The 19956-nt window shown below is 65.4% G+C and carries 17 protein-coding genes and 1 tRNA gene; 12 read left to right on the top strand and 6 right to left on the bottom strand.

Translation table 11 applies throughout. From position 1 onward, the window contains the following. Positions 1–128 precede the first annotated feature (128 nt). The 4 genes from FHS03_RS02030 to FHS03_RS02015 all read right to left on the bottom strand — a co-directional run bounded on the left by FHS03_RS02030 (position 129) and on the right by FHS03_RS02015 (position 4872). A complete protein-coding gene (locus tag FHS03_RS02030; RefSeq protein WP_183439569.1) occupies positions 129–1685 on the bottom strand; it encodes a glycoside hydrolase family 10-like protein in 1557 nt (518 codons plus the stop codon). Positions 1686–1824: 139 nt separating this feature from the next. Continuing rightward, complete coding sequence (locus FHS03_RS02025) at positions 1825–3093, bottom strand: MFS transporter (RefSeq protein WP_183439340.1); 1269 nt, start codon at positions 3091–3093, stop codon at positions 1825–1827. A 46-nt stretch (positions 3094–3139) separates the two neighbouring features. Next, a complete protein-coding gene (gene murQ / locus FHS03_RS02020) occupies positions 3140–4021 on the bottom strand; it encodes an N-acetylmuramic acid 6-phosphate etherase (RefSeq protein ID WP_183439339.1) in 882 nt (293 codons plus the stop codon). 119 nt (positions 4022–4140) lie between these two features. Beyond that, a complete protein-coding gene (locus FHS03_RS02015) occupies positions 4141–4872 on the bottom strand; it encodes a GntR family transcriptional regulator (RefSeq protein WP_183439338.1) in 732 nt (243 codons plus the stop codon). Between the two features lie 269 nt (positions 4873–5141). Between FHS03_RS02015 and FHS03_RS02010 the strand changes: the two genes are divergently transcribed. The 11 genes from FHS03_RS02010 (at position 5142) to FHS03_RS01960 (ending at position 17810) form a co-directional block, all read left to right on the top strand. After that, positions 5142–6395: a D-amino acid dehydrogenase gene (locus FHS03_RS02010; protein ID WP_183439337.1), complete on the top strand. Its 1254-nt coding sequence runs from the start codon at positions 5142–5144 to the stop codon at positions 6393–6395. Positions 6396–6582: 187 nt separating this feature from the next. Then, a complete protein-coding gene (locus FHS03_RS02005; protein ID WP_183439336.1) occupies positions 6583–7014 on the top strand; it encodes a YchJ family protein in 432 nt (143 codons plus the stop codon). Between the two features lie 66 nt (positions 7015–7080). Beyond that, positions 7081–8700: a carboxyl transferase domain-containing protein gene (locus tag FHS03_RS02000; RefSeq protein ID WP_183439335.1), complete on the top strand. Its 1620-nt coding sequence runs from the start codon at positions 7081–7083 to the stop codon at positions 8698–8700. Between the two features lie 4 nt (positions 8701–8704). Continuing rightward, on the top strand, positions 8705–9496 hold the full coding sequence (locus FHS03_RS01995) for an enoyl-CoA hydratase/isomerase family protein (protein ID WP_183439334.1): 792 nt from the start codon (positions 8705–8707) through the stop codon (positions 9494–9496). 18 nt (positions 9497–9514) lie between these two features. Next, positions 9515–10843: an adenosylmethionine--8-amino-7-oxononanoate transaminase gene (bioA, locus tag FHS03_RS01990; protein WP_183439333.1), complete on the top strand. Its 1329-nt coding sequence runs from the start codon at positions 9515–9517 to the stop codon at positions 10841–10843. 2 nt (positions 10844–10845) lie between these two features. After that, positions 10846–12030: an 8-amino-7-oxononanoate synthase gene (gene bioF / locus FHS03_RS01985; protein ID WP_183439568.1), complete on the top strand. Its 1185-nt coding sequence runs from the start codon at positions 10846–10848 to the stop codon at positions 12028–12030. Between the two features lies 1 nt (position 12031). Beyond that, on the top strand, positions 12032–12799 hold the full coding sequence (gene bioD, locus FHS03_RS01980) for a dethiobiotin synthase (RefSeq protein ID WP_183439332.1): 768 nt from the start codon (positions 12032–12034) through the stop codon (positions 12797–12799). 17 nt (positions 12800–12816) lie between these two features. After that, positions 12817–13863: a biotin synthase BioB gene (gene bioB / locus FHS03_RS01975; protein WP_183439331.1), complete on the top strand. Its 1047-nt coding sequence runs from the start codon at positions 12817–12819 to the stop codon at positions 13861–13863. Positions 13864–13927: 64 nt separating this feature from the next. After that, the gene (locus FHS03_RS01970; RefSeq protein ID WP_183439330.1) at positions 13928–15955 is read left to right on the top strand and encodes an acetyl/propionyl/methylcrotonyl-CoA carboxylase subunit alpha; all 2028 of its coding nucleotides are present in this window, start codon (positions 13928–13930) and stop codon (positions 15953–15955) included. Positions 15956–15967: 12 nt separating this feature from the next. Continuing rightward, the gene (locus FHS03_RS01965) at positions 15968–16900 is read left to right on the top strand and encodes a 2-hydroxyacid dehydrogenase (RefSeq protein WP_183439329.1); all 933 of its coding nucleotides are present in this window, start codon (positions 15968–15970) and stop codon (positions 16898–16900) included. 1 nt (position 16901) lies between these two features. Further along, positions 16902–17810, top strand: coding sequence for a hydroxymethylglutaryl-CoA lyase (locus tag FHS03_RS01960; protein ID WP_183439328.1), 909 nt, complete (start codon positions 16902–16904; stop codon positions 17808–17810). Positions 17811–17922: 112 nt separating this feature from the next. Here the strand turns inward: FHS03_RS01960 and FHS03_RS01955 are convergent. Further along, positions 17923–17999, bottom strand: a tRNA-Pro gene (locus tag FHS03_RS01955). A gap of 118 nt (positions 18000–18117) precedes the next feature. Here FHS03_RS01955 and FHS03_RS01950 point away from each other — a divergent pair. Then, complete coding sequence (locus tag FHS03_RS01950; protein WP_183439327.1) at positions 18118–18795, top strand: hypothetical protein; 678 nt, start codon at positions 18118–18120, stop codon at positions 18793–18795. A 140-nt stretch (positions 18796–18935) separates the two neighbouring features. Here the strand turns inward: FHS03_RS01950 and rsmI are convergent, their stop codons facing one another. Further along, entirely contained in the window at positions 18936–19841 is a 906-nt protein-coding gene (gene rsmI, locus FHS03_RS01945; RefSeq protein ID WP_183439326.1) for a 16S rRNA (cytidine(1402)-2'-O)-methyltransferase, read from the bottom strand. Between the last annotated feature and the right edge of the window lie 115 nt (positions 19842–19956).

Here is a 19956-nt window from a genome sequence, read left to right as displayed (position 1 = left end):
CCTCTTTGATCTATCTCAACAAATGTCCCACCCTGGTGTCAGGCACCAGCACCGGACATTCTTTGATCTGGATCAGCCAATGTCCGACCGTGGTGCCTGACACCAGGGTGGACATTTTTTGAGGCAGATCAAAGGGCGGGGGCGGTGACGCGGGGGCTTTCGTTGCCGAGGCGGTCGACGGCGGTGACGACGACCGCGCTGACGGGGGCGCCGGCGGCGTCGGGTAGCAGGATTTCGGTCAGGGCGGCGGGGGCGGTGGTGAAGCGCCATTCGTCGCCGTATTTAGCCCAGATGGCGTATTGGACGCTATTTTTGTCGGCGCCCAGCTTCAGCGACAGGCCGTTCGCGGCGCGGCGGGCGCTTAGCTGCGGGGCGGTAGGGGCTGTCCCGCCGAGCCAGGGGGAGGCGGGGATCAGCGCGGCGCTCTGGTAGCTGCTGCTGCGCAGACGTTCGTAGATGCCTTTGCGGTTCTGCATCAGCGGGGCCATGCTGAAGTGGATGTGGCCTGCGACGCCGGCGCGGCTGCGCGTGACTTCGATCTGCTGGACGATTTCTTCGGCCGTGAACGAGCGGGCGCTGTCGTCGATGCGGCTGGTGTACAGGCCGGGCCACAAGTGGCGGCCGCGACGGTTTTGCGCCTGCCAGTAATCGAGCAGCACGGGGAAGGCTTGCGGCGCTTGCGCGATCGGCCAGTAGAGCTGGGGCGCGAAGTAGTCGAGCCAGCCGTTTTGCAGCCATAACTCGGCGTCAGCATACAGCTTGTCGTATTGGCTGAAGCCGACGATGCCGGGCGGGCGGCGGTCCGGACGACCAATGCCAAAGGGACTGATGCCGAAACGTACCCAGGTCTTCTCCTTGTGCACGCCGGTGTATATCGCTTCGATCATCTGGTTGACGTTCTGCCGCCGCCAGGAGGCGCGGTCGAGCTGTCCGCCACCCTGCGCATAGCGCTGCCATGAGGCCTGGTCGGGGAATTCGAGTTCGGCGCGCGGGCCATTGGACGGCAGGGCATCCAGCGCGGCGGCTTCGGCGCCGTTCGCGCTGGTGGCTTCGACCGGGTAGGGATAGAAGTAGTCGTCGATGTGGACGCCGTCGATGTCGTAGCGGCGCACCACGTCCAGGATCACGTCCAGGGTGTGCTGGACGGCGGCTGGCTCGCCCGGGTCCATCCACAAGTATTTGCCGTACTGTTTGACCAGCTGCGGCTTGCTGTTGGCGATGTGTTCGCGCGCCAGCGGCGAGCGCGCGCCGGCGTTGCGCACGCGGTAGGGGTTGAACCAGGCGTGCAGTTCGAGGCCGCGCGCATGCGCTTCGGCGATCCAGAACTGCAGCGGATCGTAGGCCGGCTGCGGTTCCTTGCCCTGCAGGCCGGTCAGGTATTCCGACCAGGGTTCCAGCTTGGACGGGTAGATGGCGTCGGCGCTGGGGCGCACCTGCAGCACGATGGCGTTCAGGTTGATGGCCTTGGCGCGGTCGAGGATGGCCAGGGCTTCGGCCTGCTGCTTGGCCACGCTCAGATTGCTGCGGCTGGGCCAGTCGATATTGGCGACGGTGGAAACCCAGACGGCGCGGAATTCGCGCGGGGCGGGCGGCGGCTGCTCGCCGGTGAAGCGCGGCGGCTGGGGCGTTGACGGCTGCGGCACGGGTCCGCCCGGCGTGGACGGCGCGCCGCTGCGGTCGGCCATCGGCGTGCTGGAACAGGCCGAGAGCAAGGCGGCCAGCACGCCGGCCGCGCCAGCGCTCAGGCTAAGCCGCTTTTTCGCATTGAAACCCAAAACATTCCCCCGATTCTTTGAAGCCCATTATTGTAATCGCTGGGGCGCGCTATTCGCGTCCGAATGCGGGGTCGATTTTGACCAGGGCCGTCATGATGAAGGCGGGTACGGTGGCGAAGCAGACCCAGATGAAGAAGTGCTGGTAGCCCAGCATATTCTGGATCCAGCCGCTGGCCATCTGCGGCAGCATCATGCCGAGCGCCATGAAGCCGGTGCAGATGGCGTAGTGCGCGGTTTTGTGCTCGCCGTCGGCCACCATGATCATGTACATCATGTAGGAGGTGAAGCCGAAGCCGTAGCCGAACTGCTCGGCGGCGATGGTGGCGGAGATCAGCAGCAGGTTCTCGGGCAGGGCGCTGGACAGGTAGACGAAGACCAGGTCCGGCACGTGCACGGCGAAGGCCATGGGCCACAGGCAGCGTTTCAGGCCGAAGCGGGCGATGGTGACGCCGCCCAGCAGCCCGCCCAGCGTCAATGCCACCACGCCGATGGTGCCGTAGGCCAGGCCGACCGCCTCATTGCTCAATCCCAGGCCGCCCGCGCTGGCGGGATCGAGCAGGAAGGGCATGGCCATTTTCAGCAGCTGGGCCTCGCCCAGGCGGAACAGCAGCAGGAAACCGAGGATGACGAGGATGCCGTCCTTGCGAAAGAAGGCGGCGAAGGTCTGGACGAATTCGCGCAGCAGATTGCCGCTTTCGGGCGCCGGCTGGTCGGCCGCGGGACGCGGCAGCATCCACTGGTGGTAGGCGAACAGCGCCAGGAAGACGGCGGCCAGCACGAAGAACACCACCGACCACGCGGCGTGCGGATCGCCCAGGCGCTTGATCAGCAGCCCGGCTAGCGCCACCAGGCCGCCCTGCCCGGCGATCATGGCCAGGCGGTAGAAGGTGCTGCGCACGCCGACGAAGGCCGCTTGCTGCGGCTTGCGCAGCGCCAGCATATAGAAGCCGTCGGCCGCGATGTCGTGGGTGGCGGAGCTGAAGGCCATCAGCCACAGCACCGCAAGGCTCATCTGGAAGAAGCTGGGCAAATGGGTGGTGAAGGCCACCAGCGCCAGCGCGGCGCCGATCAGCAATTGCAGGGCGACGATCCACAGCCGCTTGGTGCGGAACATTTCGACCACGGGCGACCACAGGGGCTTGATCACCCAGGGCAGGTAGAGCCAGCCGGTGTACAGCGCGATATCGGTATTCGAGATGCCGGTGTTCTTGTACATCACCACCGACAGGGTCATCACGACCACATAAGGGATGCCCTGGCCGAAATACAGGGTGGGAATCCACCACCAGGGGTTTCGCTGTTGCGCTGCTTGTTCCATCACTTCCTTTGTCATCCGTTGGAGGAAGCGGGAACGCGGCCCGTCTCTAGAGGGCCAGCGCCGCGCGCACGCTTCCTTTCGCCTGTTCCAGCAGGGTCTCCGCCTGCTCCACCGTGGCCTGCCGGAGCAGGGCCACGATCGCCACCTTCACGTGGAAGCGGCATTGTTCCAGCGTGCGCCGCGCCGCCGCTTCGTCGGCACCGGTGGCGTGCATGGTCAGGCGCACCGCGCGCCGTACCAGCTTGGCGTTGGTGGGCTTCAAGTCTACCATCAAGTTTCCATAGACTTTATGCAAACGCACCATCAGCGCGCTGGAAATGGTGTTGAGGACGATTTTCTGCGAAGTGCCCGCTTTCAGGCGCGTGCTGCCGGAGATGACTTCGACGCCGGTGTCGAGGGTGATGCCGACTTCGGCCTGCAGCGCCACCGGCGCGTGGTCGTTGTTGGCGATGCCGATGGTGAGCGCGCCGGCGCCGCGCGCCGCGTGCAGGGCGCCCAGCACATAGGGCGTGCCGCCCGATGCGGCCAGCAGGAAAACCACGTCGTTGGGCGTGGGCGCCAGCGCCAGCAGATCGCGGCCGCCCTGTTCGCGGTCGTCCTCCGCGCCCTCCACGGCCTGGAACATGGCGCCCATGCCGCCGGCCAGCAGGGCCTGGGCGCGTTCGGTGGGCCAGGAAAAGGTGGGATACAGTTCGACGCTGTCCAGCACCCCGAGCCGGCCGGAGGTGCCGGCGCCGACATAGATCAGGCGTCCGCCCGCTTCGACGCGCGGCACCGCCATGGCGATGGCGGCGGCGATGCGCGGCGCGGCGTCGCGCACGGCCTGCACCGCCTGGAACTGGTCATCCACAAAGGCGGCCACCAGGTCGAGCACGGAGTACTGATCCAGTTCGGTATGCCGGGGACTGGGTGTTTCGGTTTTGAGCATCGTCATCTGCGGGGAAGGGATACGATGAAAACCAGTGTAATACCAAACCGCCGGGACCACAGCGCGCTTTTGCCATGAAAGCTGGCAGTATCAGCATTCCGAAAAGTTATGCGCGGTCCTCAGCCCGTGCGCCGCATCTCGGCCACGAAATCATAGTGATCGCTATGGCAGTAGGAATGGGTCAGCTCGACCGCCTCGCCCGATTCCAGGTAGGCGATGCGGGTGATGAACAGGACGGCGCGGCCTTCCGCCACTTCGAGCTGGCGCGCCAATTCGGGCGAAGCGTTCATGGCGCGCACATGCTGCAGCGCGCGCGCCGGCAACTTGCCGACCGAGTCCAGATATTCGTACAGCGAGTCGCCCACCGCGTCCGGCCGCGGCAGCACGGCTTCAGGCAGCACGCTGACCTCGTACGCCATCACCACGTCGTCGGCCAGGCGCAGGCGCTCCAGGCGCGCCACCTTGCTGCCGGGGGAGAGCGCGAGGCTGAGCTGCTCGTCGGCGCTGGCCACCACCACGCTGCGCTTGAGCCAGCGCGAGCCGGGCGTGTAGCCGCGCTGCTGCAGCTGTTCGGAAAAACTCGTCAAATGTGATAGTGGCTGTTCGATGCGCGGCGCGATATAGTTGCCGGAACCGCGGCGGCGCACCACCAATCCCTGCTCCACCAGCTGGTCGATGGCTTTGCGGGCCGTCACGCGCGAGACATTGAGCTGTTCGGACAGCGTGCGCTCCGAGGGCAGGGCCTGGTCCACCTGGTAGCGGCCGTTGCGCACTTCGTCGCTCAGTTTGCGGGCAATTTGCATATACAGCGGCGAACTGTCCGCTTTGAATTCAACGCTGGTCTGGCTCATTACACTTTCTCCAATTTCTATTAGTTTAATAGGGACGGAGAATTTGCGCTGATTTTTAAAGACATGAAAAAATGCCAAAGCCGCATGCAGGCCGGTTATGGGTGGCCGGCGCGGCGGAAAAGCCCGCCGGTGTTGGCAATCCGCGACGGCCGGCAGGCGCAAACGGGGTAGCACATGACGCGCGGTTATGGCGGCCGCACGAGCTTTCATTAGCCCCGGCGCGGACGCGGGCCTAAGCTCAACCCTCGGAAAATTCATGGTGGGGTCCAATGCAGCGCAATTCTTCGCAAGTCCTGGTGATCGGCGGCGGCGTGGTCGGCCTGGCAACAGCCTGGTGGCTGCTGGAAGCCGGTTTCCGCGTCACCCTGCTGGAGCGCGAGGCGGCGGTGGGTTGCGGCGCCAGCTTGCGCAATGGCGGGCAGCTCAGCTACCGCTATGTGTCGCCGCTGGCCGATGCGGGCGTGCCGCTCAAGGCGCTGCGCTGGCTGCTGCAGGATGCCGGGCCGCTGCGCTTCCGTCCCGAAGCCGACTGGCGCCAGTGGCGCTGGCTGGCGCAATTTCTCGCCCACTGCAATGCCGCCAGCAACGCGCGCACCACGCAACGCCTGCTGCTGCTGGGAGAACTGAGCCGCTGCATGATGTCCGAACTGGCGCTGCAACTGCCGCTGGCGGAATTCGGCTGGCGCGAGGCGGGCAAGCTGGTGGTCTACCGCACGCGCGGCGCGTTCGAGGCGGCCGTCGCCAAGCGCGATGCGGATGGACGGCGCCAGATCCTGTCCGGCGCCGAGTGCGCCCAGCTGGAGCCGGCGCTGGCCGCGCTGGCGCCAAGGCTGGCGGGCGGCGTCTTCAACGCGGGCGAAGCGGTCGCCGACTGCCATGCCTTCTGCGTGGCGCTGGAAAAGCGCCTGCTGGCCCATCCGCGCTTCGAGGGCCGGGTGCAGGCCAAGGCGCGCGCCATCGTCATCGAGGACGGCAGCGTGGCGGGGGTGGAAAGCAGCGCGGGACGGCTGGAGGCCGAGCACTATGTACTGGCGGCCGGCATCCAGAGCCGCGGCCTGGCGGCGACGGCTGACATCGACCTGCCCCTGTATCCGCTCAAGGGCTACAGCCTGAATGCGCCGATCCGCCCCGGCGACCAGGCGCCGGAAATCAGCGTCACCGATTTCGAACGCAAGGTGCTATATGCGCGCATCGGCTGGAATCTGCGCGTGGCGGCCATGGTCGACCTGGTGGGCGAGGACGCCAGTTACGATCCCAAGCGCGCCGACCAGTTATTGCGCCTGGCGCGCCGCACCATGCCCGATGCCGCCGACTACGGGCGCGTGGAAGGCTGGGCCGGACTGCGCCCCGCCACGCCGGACAGCGCGCCCATCCTCGGCCCCAGCCCCTACCCCAACCTATGGCTCAACGTCGGCCACGGTCCGCTCGGCTTCACCTTCGCCTGTGGCTCGGCCGCCATCCTGGCTGACCTGATGCGCGGCAAAGCCCCCGCCATTCCCCTCGACGGCCTGCTGCTGCGTTAAGCAGGCCTGATTAAGCAAACTTAAAACAAGCACGCCGCTTATTTCAGTTTTGGCCTGAAGTTTAAATAAGCATCGCTCTGGAAGGACCTGTTTCACCCGATCTGGCCTGAGCCGCCATGCCGGCGGCCGCACCCCGGTCGCCGATATGGCGGATAATGGCGGGATTTTCCGCTGTCCGTCTTATTCAATGACCAAGTCCAAGACCCCGGTCGGCTGTCCCTGCGGCGGCCCCGCGCTGGCCGCGTGCTGCGGCCCTTTCCTCGATGGCGCCGCCGTGCCGCCCAGCGCCGAACAGCTGATGCGCTCACGCTATACGGCCTACGCCCTGCGCAATGAACCGTATCTGTTGTCAACCTGGCATGCCAGCACCCGCCCCGGCGAGCAAATTATCGACCCCAAGGAGCAATTGCAGTGGCTGGGACTTGAGGTAAAATCCGGTTTACGTTTACGTCAACGTAAAGCAGAAGTGCAGCCGGATGAGGATTTCGTGGAATTCGTGGCCCGCTGCCGCATCGGGGGCCGCGGCCAGCGCCTGCATGAGATCAGCCGCTTCCTGCGCGAGCCGGATGCGGCGGGCACGCCGCGCTGGTTCTACGTTGACGGTGAATTTCCTGCATAGGAGGCTGTTGCCGGCCTCCCGGCCAAACCGCGTCGGAGACAACGCGATCTAATAAGAGGAACCCGAATGCCGCACATCGAAAGCAAACTCAATCCGCGCAGCGAAGATTTCAAGGCCAATGCGGCCGCCATGCAGGCCATCGTGGACGACTTGCGCGCCAAAGTCGCCAAGGTGGCCGAGGGCGGCGGCGAGGCGGCCTGCGCCAAGCATGTGGCGCGCGGCAAACTGCTGCCGCGCGACCGCGTGCAGATGCTGCTCGATCCCGGCACGCCCTTCCTCGAATTCTCGCAACTGGCCGCCTACGGCATGTACCCCGACAAGGGCGCCGACGCGGCGCCGGCGGCCGGCATCATCACCGGCATCGGCCGCGTGGCCGGCCAGGAATGCGTCATCGTCTGCAATGACGCCACCGTGAAGGGCGGCACCTACTATCCGATGACGGTGAAGAAGCACCTGCGCGCCCAGGAAATCGCCGACCAGAACAATCTGCCCTGCATCTACCTGGTCGACTCGGGCGGCGCCAACCTGCCCAACCAGGACGATGTCTTCCCCGACCGCGACCATTTCGGCCGCATCTTCTTCAACCAGGCCAACCTCTCGGCCAAGGGCATTCCGCAGATCGCGGTGGTGATGGGTTCTTGCACGGCCGGCGGCGCCTACGTGCCGGCCATGAGCGATGAATCCATCATCGTCAAGGAACAGGGCACCATCTTCCTCGGCGGCCCGCCGCTGGTGAAGGCGGCCACCGGCGAGGTGGTGTCGGCCGAAGACCTGGGCGGCGGCGACGTGCATACCCGCCTGTCGGGCGTGGCCGACCACCTGGCGCAGAACGATATGCATGCGCTGTCCATGGCGCGCACCATCGTCTCCAACCTGAACCGGCAAAAGCCGCAGCAGGGCGCGCTGCGCGAGTCGGTGGAGCCGAAATACGCGCCGCAAGAACTGTATGGCGTGATCCCGGTCGATACGCGCAAGCCTTTCGACATCCGCGAAGTGATCGCCCGCATCGTCGACGGCAGCGAATTCGACGAGTTCAAGGCGCGCTACGGCACCACCCTGGTATGCGGCTTCGCCCATATCTACGGCATGAAGGTCGGCATCATCGCCAATAACGGCATCCTGTTCTCGGAGTCGGCGCTGAAAGGCACCCACTTCATCGAACTGTGCTGCCAGCGCAAGATTCCGCTGGTCTTCCTGCAAAACATCACCGGCTTCATGGTCGGCCGCAAATACGAGAACGAGGGCATCGCCCGCAACGGCGCCAAGATGGTGACGGCGGTGGCCACGGCGTCGGTGCCGAAATTCACCGTCATCATCGGCGGCAGCTTCGGCGCCGGCAATTACGGCATGTGCGGCCGCGCCTTCTCGCCGCGCTTCCTGTGGATGTGGCCCAACGCGCGCATCTCGGTGATGGGCGGCGACCAGGCGGCGTCGGTGCTGGCGACGGTCAAGCGCGACGGCATCGAGGGCAAGGGCGGCCAGTGGTCGGCCGAAGAGGAAGCGGCCTTCAAGCAGCCGATCAAGGAGCAGTACGAGCACCAGGGCCACCCCTACTACGCCACAGCGCGCCTGTGGGACGATGGCGTGATCGATCCGGCCGATACGCGCATGGTGCTGGGCCTGGGCCTGTCGGCGGCATTGAACGCCGAAATCGAAGACACCAAGTTCGGCGTGTTCCGCATGTAAGGAGATGAATATGGACTATCAAACCCTGAGCATTTCCATCGCCGACAAGCTGGCCACCGTGACCTTGAACCGTCCCGATGTGCGCAACGCCTTCAACGAGCAGACCATCAATGAGCTGACCGTGGCCTTCAATGAGCTGGGCCGCGACGACGTGGTGCGCGCCATCGTGCTGGCGGCGAACGGTCCGGCCTTCTGCGCCGGCGCGGACCTGAACTGGATGAAGAAAATGGCGGGCTACACGCACGCCGAAAACAATGCCGACGCCATGCAGCTGGCGCAGATGCTGCGCGCCATCTACCTCTGCCCCAAGCCCGTGGTGGCCAAGGTCCAGGGCGACTGCTATGCGGGCGGCATGGGCCTGGTGGCCGCCTGCGATATCGCGGTGGCCGTGGAAGAGGCCAACTTCTGCCTGAGCGAAGCGAAGCTGGGACTGATTCCGGCTACTATTTCGCCTTATGTGATCAAGGCCATGGGCGAAAACGCGGCGCGCCGCTACTTCCTCACGGCCGAACGCTTTTCCGCGCGCGAGGCGCACCGCATCGGCTTCGTGCACGAAACGGTGGGCGCCGACGCGCTGGATGCGAAAGTCAATGAAATCGTCAAAGCGCTGCTTACGAACAGCCCGAACGCCGTGAAAGAGGCCAAGGTGCTGGTGCGCGAGGTGGTGAACCAGCCGGTGAGCGATGCGCTGCTGGCCGACACCGCGCTGCGCATCGCGCAGATCCGGGCGTCGGAGCAGGGCCGCGAAGGCGTGCAATCCTTCCTGGAGAAGCGCAAGCCGAACTGGCTGAATTAAAGAATGGAGCAGTAATTTTTGGAAGCGAATCGACAAACCGACTGGGTAGCGCGCAGCCTGCGCAGCGTATGGCATCCCTGCACCCAGATGCAGCATCATGAAAGCACGCCGCTGATTCCGGTCAGCCATGGGCGCGGCGCATGGCTGTACGACCACCAGGGCAATCGTTATCTGGACGCGATCAGCTCCTGGTGGGTGAACCTGTTCGGCCACGCCAATCCGCGCATCAACGCGGCGCTGCGCGAGCAGCTGGACATGCTGGAACACGCGATGCTGGCCGGCTTCACCCATGAACCGGTGATCCAGCTGTCGGAGCGCCTGTCGGACCTGACCAGCAATACCCTGGGTCATGCCTTCTACGCCTCGGATGGCGCTTCCGCCGTCGAGATCGCGCTGAAGATGAGCTTCCACGCCTGGCGCAATGGCGGTAAGGCTGATAAGCAGGAATTCCTCTGCCTCAAAGGCAGCTATCACGGCGAAACCATCGGCGCGCTGGCCGTCACCGATGTCGCCCTGTTCAAGGATGCCTACGGCCCACTGCTGCGCGCCGCGCAGACCGTGATGTCGCCCGATGCGCGCCAGGCCGAGGAAGGCGAAACGGCGCAGGATGTGGCGCGCCGCGCCGCCGCCGACGTGGAGCGCGCCTTCCAGCAGGCCGAAGGCCGCATCGCCGCCATCATCATCGAGCCGCTGGTGCAGTGCGCCACCGGCTTCGCCATGCACGATCCCCTGTATCTGCAACTGGTGCGCGCGCTGTGCGACCGCTACCAGGTGCACATGATCCTGGACGAAATCGCCGTCGGCTGCGGCCGCACCGGCACCTTCTTCGCCTGCGAACAGGCGGGGATCTGGCCGGACTTCCTGTGCCTGTCGAAGGGCATCAGCGGCGGCTACCTGCCGCTCTCCATCGTGCTCTCGCGCGAAGAGATTTACCAGGCTTTCTACAGCGAAGACGTGACGCGCGGCTTCCTGCATTCACATTCCTACACCGGCAATCCGCTGGCCTGCCGCGCCGCGCTGGCCACGCTCGACATCTTCGCCGAAGACCATGTGCTGGAAGCGAACCGGGCGCGCGCCGCCCGCATCACGGCGGCGCTGGCGCCGCTGGCCCAGCATGAACGCACCGCGCATTTCCGCCAGCGCGGCATGATCTGGGCCTTCGACGCCATCGACGCCGCGCCGGGCTTCTCGCGCCGCTTCTTCGCCAACGCCACGCGGCAGGAATTGCTGCTGCGTCCCATCGGTTCCACCGTGTATCTGATGCCGCCGTATATCCTCAACGATGAGGAAATCGGCATCCTGGCCCAGCGCACGCTGGCCGTGTTCGAACAAAGCCTGGCGGGATGACGATGGAATTGCTGGAAAAACTGGAAAGCGAGCTGCAAGGCTTGCAAGAGAAAAACCTGATCCGCAAGCGCCGCGCGGTAGAAACGCCCTGCGGCCCGCGCATGAAGGTGGGTGGGCGCGAACTGCTGGCCTTCTGCAGCAACGATTACCTGGGCCTGGCCAGCCACCCGCTGATCGCGGAAGCGCTGCGCGAAGGCGTGGACCTGTACGGCACCGGCAGCGGCGCTTCGCACCTGATCAGCGGCCATAGCCGCGCCCACGTGCAGCTGGAAGAAAAGCTGGCCGAATATGTCGGCCCGAATCTGGTCGAGCCGCGCGCGCTCTACTTCTGCACCGGCTATATGGCCAATCTGGCCGTGCTGACCGGACTCGCGGTGGGCGACAAGAACACGGAAATCTTCTCCGAGTCGCTCAACCACGCCTCCCTGATCGATGGCGCGCGCCTGGCGCGCACCAGCTTGAAAGTCTATCCGCACGCCGATGTGGCGGCGCTGGAGGGCATGCTGCAAGCCAGCACCGCCAGCAACAAGATCGTCGTCACCGACGCCGTGTTCAGCATGGACGGCAATCTGGCGCCGCTGCCGCAATTGCTGGCCCTGTGCGAGCGCCATGGCGCCTGGCTGGTGGTGGACGACGCCCACGGCTTCGGCACGCTGGGCAGCCGCGGACGCGGCGCGCTGGAGCATTTCGGCCTGCAATCGCCGCATATCGTGTATGTCGGCACGCTGGGCAAGGCCGCCGGCGTCGGCGGTGCCTTCGTGGCCGCCCACCGCAGCGTGATCGAAACCCTGGTGCAGCGCGCCCGGCCCTATATCTTCACCACGGCCGCGCCGCCGGCGCTGGCCCACGCCCTGCTGACCAGCCTGGATATCCTGGGCGGCGCCGAAGGCCGGGAGCGCCGCGCGCACCTGCAGGCTTTGGTGGCACAATTGCAGGATGGCTTGCGCCTGCGGCGCTGGCGCCTGCTGCCCTCGCGCACAGCCATTCAGCCCATCGTTATCGGCGACAATGCGGAAACCATGCGCGCGGCCGCCGCCTTGTACGAGCAAGGTATCTGGGTCGGCGGCATCCGCCCGCCCACGGTGCCGGCGGATACGGCGCGCTTGCGCATCACGCTGTCGGCCGGTCATAGCACGCGCGACGTGGCGCAACTGATCGCCGCGCTCAATGAACTGGAAAGGACTTAAGATGGCCCTGGAAGATCCGGTGATCGCACCTCAAACCGAAACGGCGCCTGCCGCCAGCGGCATGCCGCCCCGCTTCTCCTGCTTCGTCACGGGCACCGATACCGAAATCGGCAAGACCCTGACCTCGGCCGCCATGCTGTATGCGCTGGCGCGCAGCGGCGCGCGCGCCTGCGGCATGAAGCCGATCGCCGCCGGCGCCGAACTGCGCGACGGCCGCCTGCATAACGACGATGCCGATATGCTGGCCGCCGCCGGCAATGTCGCCATGCTGCCCGAACTGACTACGCCTTTCATGCTGAAAGAGCCGGCCGCGCCGCATATCGCCGCCGCGCTGGAAGGCGTGGTGATCGACCCGGTGCCGATTCTGGCGGCCTACCTGGAAATCGCCGCCGCCACCGACGCTACCGTGGTGGAAGGCGTGGGCGGCTTCCGCGTGCCGCTCAACGACGAATACGACAGCGCCGACCTGGCCCAGCAACTGAACCTGCCGGTGGTGATGGTGGTGGGCATGCGCCTGGGCTGCATCAGCCAGGCCTTGCTGACCGCCGAAGCGATCGCCGCGCGCGGCCTGAAGCTGGTGGGCTGGGTGGCCAATACGCTGGAAGCGGAAATGCGCTTCTTCGACGAAAATATCGCAGCGCTGGAAGCACGCCTCGGCGCGCCGCTGCTGGGCCGCGTGCCGCGCCTGGAACAGCCCACGGCCGCCGCCGCCGCCGAATACCTGAACTTTACGAGCCTGCCCAACTGGCCGGTCCGTCATAACAATTGAACGTGTAAGGAAAGAAAATGCCGCAAACCCTGCAAGAACCAAAAACCGTCGCCCTGCACCGCCCTACCGCGGCAATCAAGCTGCCGGAAGCGGCGACCTGGCCGCGCGAAGAGGTGCTGGCCCTGTTCGAACTGCCCTTCCCTGAACTGATGTTCCGCGCCCAGCAAATCCAGCGCGCCAACTTCCCGGAAGGCGATGTGGAACTGGCCACCCTGCTGTCGATCAAGACCGGCGGCTGCGAAGAGGATTGCGGCTATTGTCCGCAGGCGGCGCGCTACGACACCGGCGTCGAGGCCAAGAAGATCCTGGGCATCGACACCGTGCTGGAAGCGGCGCGCCAGGCCAAGGAAAACGGCGCCACCCGCTTCTGCATGGGCGCCGCGTGGCGCAGCCCGAAAGAGCGCGATATGGACAAGGTCGAAGAGATGGTGCGCGAAGTGAAGGCGCTGGGCCTGGAAACTTGCGCCACCCTGGGCATGCTGGAAGAAGACCAGGCCGAGCGCCTGAAGGCCGCCGGCCTGGATTACTACAACCACAATCTGGACACCGCGCCCGAGTTCTACGATAACGTGATCTCCACCCGCGAATACCAGGACCGCCTGGACACCCTGGGCCACGTGCGCAACGCCGGCCTGAAAATCTGCTGCGGCGGCATCGTGGGCATGGGCGAAACGCGCGACCAGCGCGCCGGCCTGATCGCCCAGCTGGCGAACCTGAATCCCTACCCTGAATCGGTGCCGATCAACCACCTGGTGCAGGTGGAAGGCACGCCGCTGTACGGCATGGACCGTCTCGACCCGCTGGAATTCGTGCGCACCATCGCCGTGGCCCGCATCACCATGCCGAAAGCGCGCGTGCGCCTGTCGGCCGGCCGCCGCGAGCTGGGCGAAGCGGTGCAGGCGATGTGCTTCATGGCCGGCGCCAACTCCATCTTCTATGGCGACAAGCTGCTGACCACCGATAACCCGGAAGCGAACGACGACCGCGCCCTGCTGGCCAAATTGGGCTTGCCGACGCGCGCCGCCACCCTGGAATCGGTGCAGAAGGAAAGTTGCGGCTGCTGATTTCCGTCCTTTGAAACCCTCGACAAAAAAACTTCCAGCCCTTTGAGCTGTAAAGAAAGAGACCATGTTCAAAAAAATCCTGATTGCCAACCGCGGTGAAATCGCTTGCCGCGTCGCCGCCACCGCTCGCCGCATGGGCATCAAAACCGTTGCCGTGTACTCGGAAGCGGATGCGAACGCCAAACATGTGGCGGTGTGCGACGAAGCGGTGCTGATCGGTCCTGCGCCCGCCAAGGAAAGCTATCTGCGCGGCGACAAGATCATCGCCGTGGCGTTGGCAACGGGAGCGCAGGCCATCCACCCCGGTTACGGCTTCCTGTCCGAGAACGCCGAGTTCGCGGATGCCTGTGCCGAAGCGGGCTTGGTGTTCATTGGCCCGCCGGCTTCGGCCATGCGCGCCATGGGTTCCAAGTCGGCCGCCAAATCGCTGATGGAAAAAGCCAAGGTGCCGCTGGTGCCGGGCTACCACGGCGACGAGCAGGACCCCGACTTCCTGCACAAGGAAGCGGACCGCATCGGCTATCCGGTGCTGCTGAAAGCTTCGGCCGGCGGCGGCGGCAAGGGCATGCGCGTGGTGGAGAACACGGCGGCGTTCAAGGACGCGCTGGCCTCGTGCAAACGCGAAGCGATCAGCTCCTTCGGCGACGACAAGGTGCTGGCCGAGAAGTATCTGCAGCGTCCGCGCCATATCGAGATCCAGGTGTTTGCCGACACGCTGGGCAACTGCATCTATCTGTTCGAGCGCGATTGCTCGGTGCAGCGCCGCCACCAGAAAGTGCTGGAGGAAGCGCCTGCGCCGAATATGACGGCCGAACGCCGCGCCGCCATGGGCGACGCCGCCGTGGCGGCAGCCAAGGCGGTAGGCTATGTGGGCGCCGGTACGGTGGAATTCATCGCCAACCAGGACGGCAGCTTCTACTTCATGGAGATGAACACCCGCCTGCAGGTGGAACACCCGGTCACGGAAATGGTGACCGGCACCGATCTGGTGGAATGGCAGCTGCGCGTGGCGGCCGGCGAGCCGCTGCCGAAAAAACAGGATGAGCTGAAAATCACCGGCCACGCTATCGAGGCGCGCATCTATGCGGAGAATCCGGAGAAAGGCTTCCTGCCTTCGATCGGCACGCTGCGCCATCTGGAAACGCCGGAGGCGGCGAATTTCGAACTGGGCGGCATTCCGAACCTGCCCTCGGCTGTGCGCATCGATTCCGGCGTGCGCGAAGGCGATGCGATTTCGCCCTTCTATGATCCGATGATCGCCAAATTGATCGTCTGGGGCGCCGACCGCAAACAAGCCTTGGCGCGCATGGCGCAAGCGCTGTCGCAATACCAGATCGTCGGCCTGGCCACCAATATCGCCTTCCTCAAGCGCCTGGTGGAAGGCGATGCCTTCGCCAACGCCGACCTGGATACGGGCCTGATCGAACGCAATCAGGAAGCCCTGTTCCCGCCGGCCCGCTCGGTGCCGGCTGCCGCCGTGGCCCTGGCCGCCGTGGCCCTGGTGGAACAGGAAAAAGAGCAATCGGCCGCCCAGTCGGGCGCCAACCGCGCCGATCCCTGGGGCCAAGCCCTGGGCTGGCGCATGAATACGGCCTATGCGCGCAAGCTGTCCTTCAGCGACGAGCATGGCAAGAACTATCAGCCGCAGTTCAGCTATCTGCATCAGGGCTGGCTGCTGGCGATGGAAGGCATCGAGGCGCATGTGGGCCTGATGTCGCAGGATGGCGTGGATTTAAGCATCAAGCTGGGTGAAACCTCGGTGCATGGTACGGTGCGCCGCGACGGTGAACTATTCCATGTGTTCACCGGCGGCGGCCACTATGCGCTGGCCTATAACGACCCGATGGCACATGCGGGCGAAGCGGAAGCCGAAGGCGGCCGCCTCACCGCGCCGATGCCGGGCAAGGTGGTGGCGGTGCTGGCCAAAGCAGGCCAGCAAGTGAAAAAGGGCGAGGCACTGGTCATCATGGAGGCGATGAAGATGGAGCACACCATCACCGCTCCGCATGACGGCCTGGTGGACGAGATCCTGTATGCCATCGGCGACCAGGTCACCGATGGCGCACCGCTGCTCGCGTTCAAAACAGCTTGAGGAGAGGACACCATGCGTATATTGCTGTACCGCGCGGACGGCCAGACCGGCCCGTGGATCAAGGATTTTGCCGAGTTCCTGCCTGAGGCGGAAGTCGTGCTCTGGCAGGATGGCGTGAAAGCGCCGCCCTGCGACTATGCGGTGGTGTGGTCGCCGCCGGAAGCCATGCTGCGCGAGCTGTCGGAAGTGAAGGCCATCTTCCTGACCGGCGCCGGCGCGGACGCGATCATGAAGCACGAGCATATGATCCCGCGCGAGATTCCCATCGTGCGCCTGGGCGATGCCGGCATGGGCGTGCAGATGGCCGAATATGTGGCGCATGCCGTGCTGCGCTATTACCGCCGCCTGGACGAATACGAAGTCCAGGCGCGCAATGGCCAGTGGCTGCAGCTGCCGCAGCACGAGAAGGAGGAATTCTCCGTCGGCGTGCTGGGCATGGGCATGCTGGGCAGCCGCGTGCTGCAGGCGCTCAAGGAATTCGGCTTCCCGCTGCGCGGCTGGAGCCGTAGCGAGAAGCGCGTCGACGGCGTGCAATGCTTCCACGGCAGCGAGGGGCTGGACGCCTTCCTCGCCGGCTCGCGCGTGGTGGTGTGCATGCTGCCGCTGACCTCCGAGACCAATAATCTGCTGAACCGCACGAATATGCTCAAGCTGCCGCAAGGCGCTTACCTGATCAATGTGGCGCGCGGCGGCCATGTGTCCGAGCCCGATCTGCTGACGCTGGTGAAGACCGGCCATATCGCGGCCGCCACGCTGGACGTGTTCCGCAACGAACCGCTGCCGATGCAGCATCCGTTCTGGGAAGAGCCGCGCATCACCATCACGCCGCATATCTCGGCGCTGACGCTGCGCCGCGAAAGCGTGCAGCAGATCGCCCACAAAATGCGTCTGCTGGCGAAGGGCGAGCCGGTGGCCGATGTGATCAACCGCGAGCAGGGGTATTGATATGAGTTTGCCTAAGCAAGTCAAAATCGTCGAAGTGGGGCCGCGCGACGGCCTGCAGAACGAGAAGGAAAACGTGCCGGCCGAAGTGAAGATCGAGCTGGTGGACCGTCTGACCTCGGCCGGTTTCGCCAATATCGAAGCAGCTTCCTTCGTCTCGCCCAAGTGGGTGCCGCAGATGGCCACCAGCAAGGAAGTGATGACGGCCATCGCGCGCAAGCCGGGCGTGGTCTATTCCGCGCTGACGCCGAATATGCAGGGCTTCGAGGCGGCGCTGGCGGCGCGCGCGGATGAGGTGGTGATCTTCGGCTCGGCCTCGGAAGCGTTCTCGCAGCGCAATATCAACTGCTCGATCGCCGAATCGATCGCGCGCTTCGTCGACGTGGCGAAAGCGGCCAAGGATCATGGCTTGCGACTGCGCGGCAGCATCAGCTGCGCCTTCGGCTGCCCCTACCAGGGCGAGGTGCCGCTGGAAGCCGTGGCCGACGTGGTGGGCCGCATGCGCGACCTGGGCTGCGACGAGATCGACATCGCCGACACCATCGGCGTCTCCACCCCGCGCAAGACGCAGGCGGTGATGGCGGCGGCGGCGCGCGAATTCCGCATCGAAGGCCTGTCCGGCCACTTCCACGACACGTACGGCCAGGCGCTGGCGAATATCTACGCCAGCATGGAGGCGGGCATCGCCATCTTCCACTCCTCGGTGTCGGGCCTGGGCGGCTGCCCGTATGCCAAGGGCGCCACCGGCAATGTGGCGACCGAGGACGTGCTGTACATGATGCAGGGGCTGGGCATTGAAACCGGCGTGGACCTGGACATCGTGGTCGACGCCGGCCAGTTCATCTCGCAATTCCTGGGCCGCAAAGGCGCCAGCCGCGCCGGCAACGCCATCGCGGCCAAGCGCGCGGGCTAATAAAACCGGGGACAGACCACGTTTTTCGGGAAAGACTTTCCGAAAAGCGTGGTCTGCCCCCGGGAATGGAAAAATCCCGTGTGACGTTGCCATCACACGGGATTTTAAATTTTGGTCGGAGTACAAGGATTCGAACCTTGGACCCCCTGGTCCCAAACCAGGTGCGCTACCGGGCTGCGCTACACTCCGAAGAAGCAAGATAATACAAGCAGCTCAGCCGGTCGTCAAGCGCCTGCGCGAAAAAACTTCATCCGACCTTCATTCTGGGCGTGCTAAATTGATTATGTTGGCACCGAGGTAAGCAATCATGGATCAGAGCAGCACCGCATATGAGGCAGCACCCGCATTCCGCTCCAGCGCCCAGCGGCCGGGCGGCATGCTGGCCGGGATCGTGGTTTCGCTGCTGGTGCATGCGCTGCTGATCCTTATGTACCGCGGCAGTACGCCCCCGCTCAAGGTCCTGCCGCCGGACGAGGCGCGGCGCACGACCACGGTGTGGCTGCTGCGTCCCGCACCGCCCAAGCCGGCCGCCGCGCCCGTGGCGCCGGAAGCGCCGCCGCCCGTGGCCCAGACCAAATCCGGGCCGGCCGCCAAACCGGTCACACGCCGGCAGGAGCTGGCCATCCGGCCGCGTACCGAAAAACGGGCAGCGCAGCCCATCCGCGAAAAACCGGCGGACGAAGCCATCGTCGCCGCTCCGGCCCTGCCGGCCGATCCCTTCGCCCAGCCGGCCAGCAATGGCAAATTCGACCTCGACGCCGCGCGCAAATCGGCGCGCCAGCTTGCCTCCGAACCCGAACTGCCGGACGACGCCCCGCTATCCCGCCTCAAAGCCCAGCAGCGCCAGCGCGACATCCAGGAAGGCAAGCTCGCGCGCGAGATGACCAAAGCCGCCCGCCCCGACTGCAAAGACGGCCTGCCCGGCGGCCTGCTCGCCCCCCTCTTCCTGCTGATGGACAAAAAAGACCACGGCTGCAAGTGGTAGTTCCCACAGCTGAGCCCGTGTCCACCGTGGGGTCAGACCCCAATCAGACACAGACTCAACAGTAATGCCACCATGGAAGTATGGTTGTGCTCGTGTCCGAATGGGGTCTGACCCCAAGGTGGACACGGGCTGGACGGTGGTCAGGCGTTTTTGAGCTGGAGGGCGCGGTCGTAGAGGGCGTTTTTCTTGCGGCCGGTGATCTGGGCGGCCAATCCGGCGGCTTGCTTGAGCGGCAGTTCGGCCAGCAGGATGCCCAGCACGCGCTCGGCTTCGGCGTCGCCTTCTTCATCGGCGGCGGGGGCGCCGTCGACCAGGACGACGTACTCGCCTTTTTCACGGTGGGCATCGGCGCGCAGCCAGGCTTCGGCGTCGGCCAGCGGGCAGCGGTGGATTTCTTCGAACAACTTGGTCAGCTCGCGCGCGAACACGACCTGGCGTTCGGGCCCGAACGCTTCTTTCAGCGCGGCGGCGCATTCAAGAATGCGGTGCGGCGCTTCGTAGAAGACAAGTATCGGCTTGGCGGCGGCCAGGCTTTGCAGCACGCTTTCGCGCTGCTTGGCTTTGGCGGGCAGGAAGCCGACGAAGTGGAATTCGTCGTTGACCAGGCCACTGGCCGAAATGGCCGTGACGGCGGCCGAGGCGCCCGGCAGCGGCACCACATTCAGGCCGGCTTTGCGCACGGCGTCGACGATGCGGGCGCCGGGGTCGGACACGGCGGGCGTGCCAGCGTCCGAGACGAGGGCGATGCGCTCGCCGGCTTGCAGGCGCGCGATCAGCATCTGCGCCGCCTCCCTTTCGTTGTGCATGTGCGCAGCCAGCAGCGGCTTGCTGATGCCGAAGCGGTTCATCAGCTGGGCGGTGTTGCGCGTATCTTCGCAAGCCACGGCATCGACCAGGCTCAGGACGTGCAGCGCGCGCAGGCTGATGTCGGTGACATTGCCGATGGGGGTCGCCACTACATACAATGTTGCGCTAGGATAGGTCTGGTGCGCAGCTTCGCCCATGATGGGCAGGTTGGCGATCGGGCTGGAATCTTGAACTGTCATTGGGGGTATGGATGCTGGCTAGGAAAATAAGAATACTGTTACTGGGCCTCGTTGCGGCGCTTGTCGGCGCATGCAGCGCGCCTTGCGGCGCGCCCGGCCGATTGTGCGCGCCAAT

Source organism: Pseudoduganella violacea, from assembly GCF_014191875.1.
Classification (GTDB): Bacteria; Pseudomonadota; Gammaproteobacteria; order Burkholderiales; family Burkholderiaceae_D; genus Rugamonas; species Rugamonas violacea_A.
Note: the sequence above shows the minus strand (reverse complement) of the source record. Positions and strands in the feature narration are given on the sequence as shown.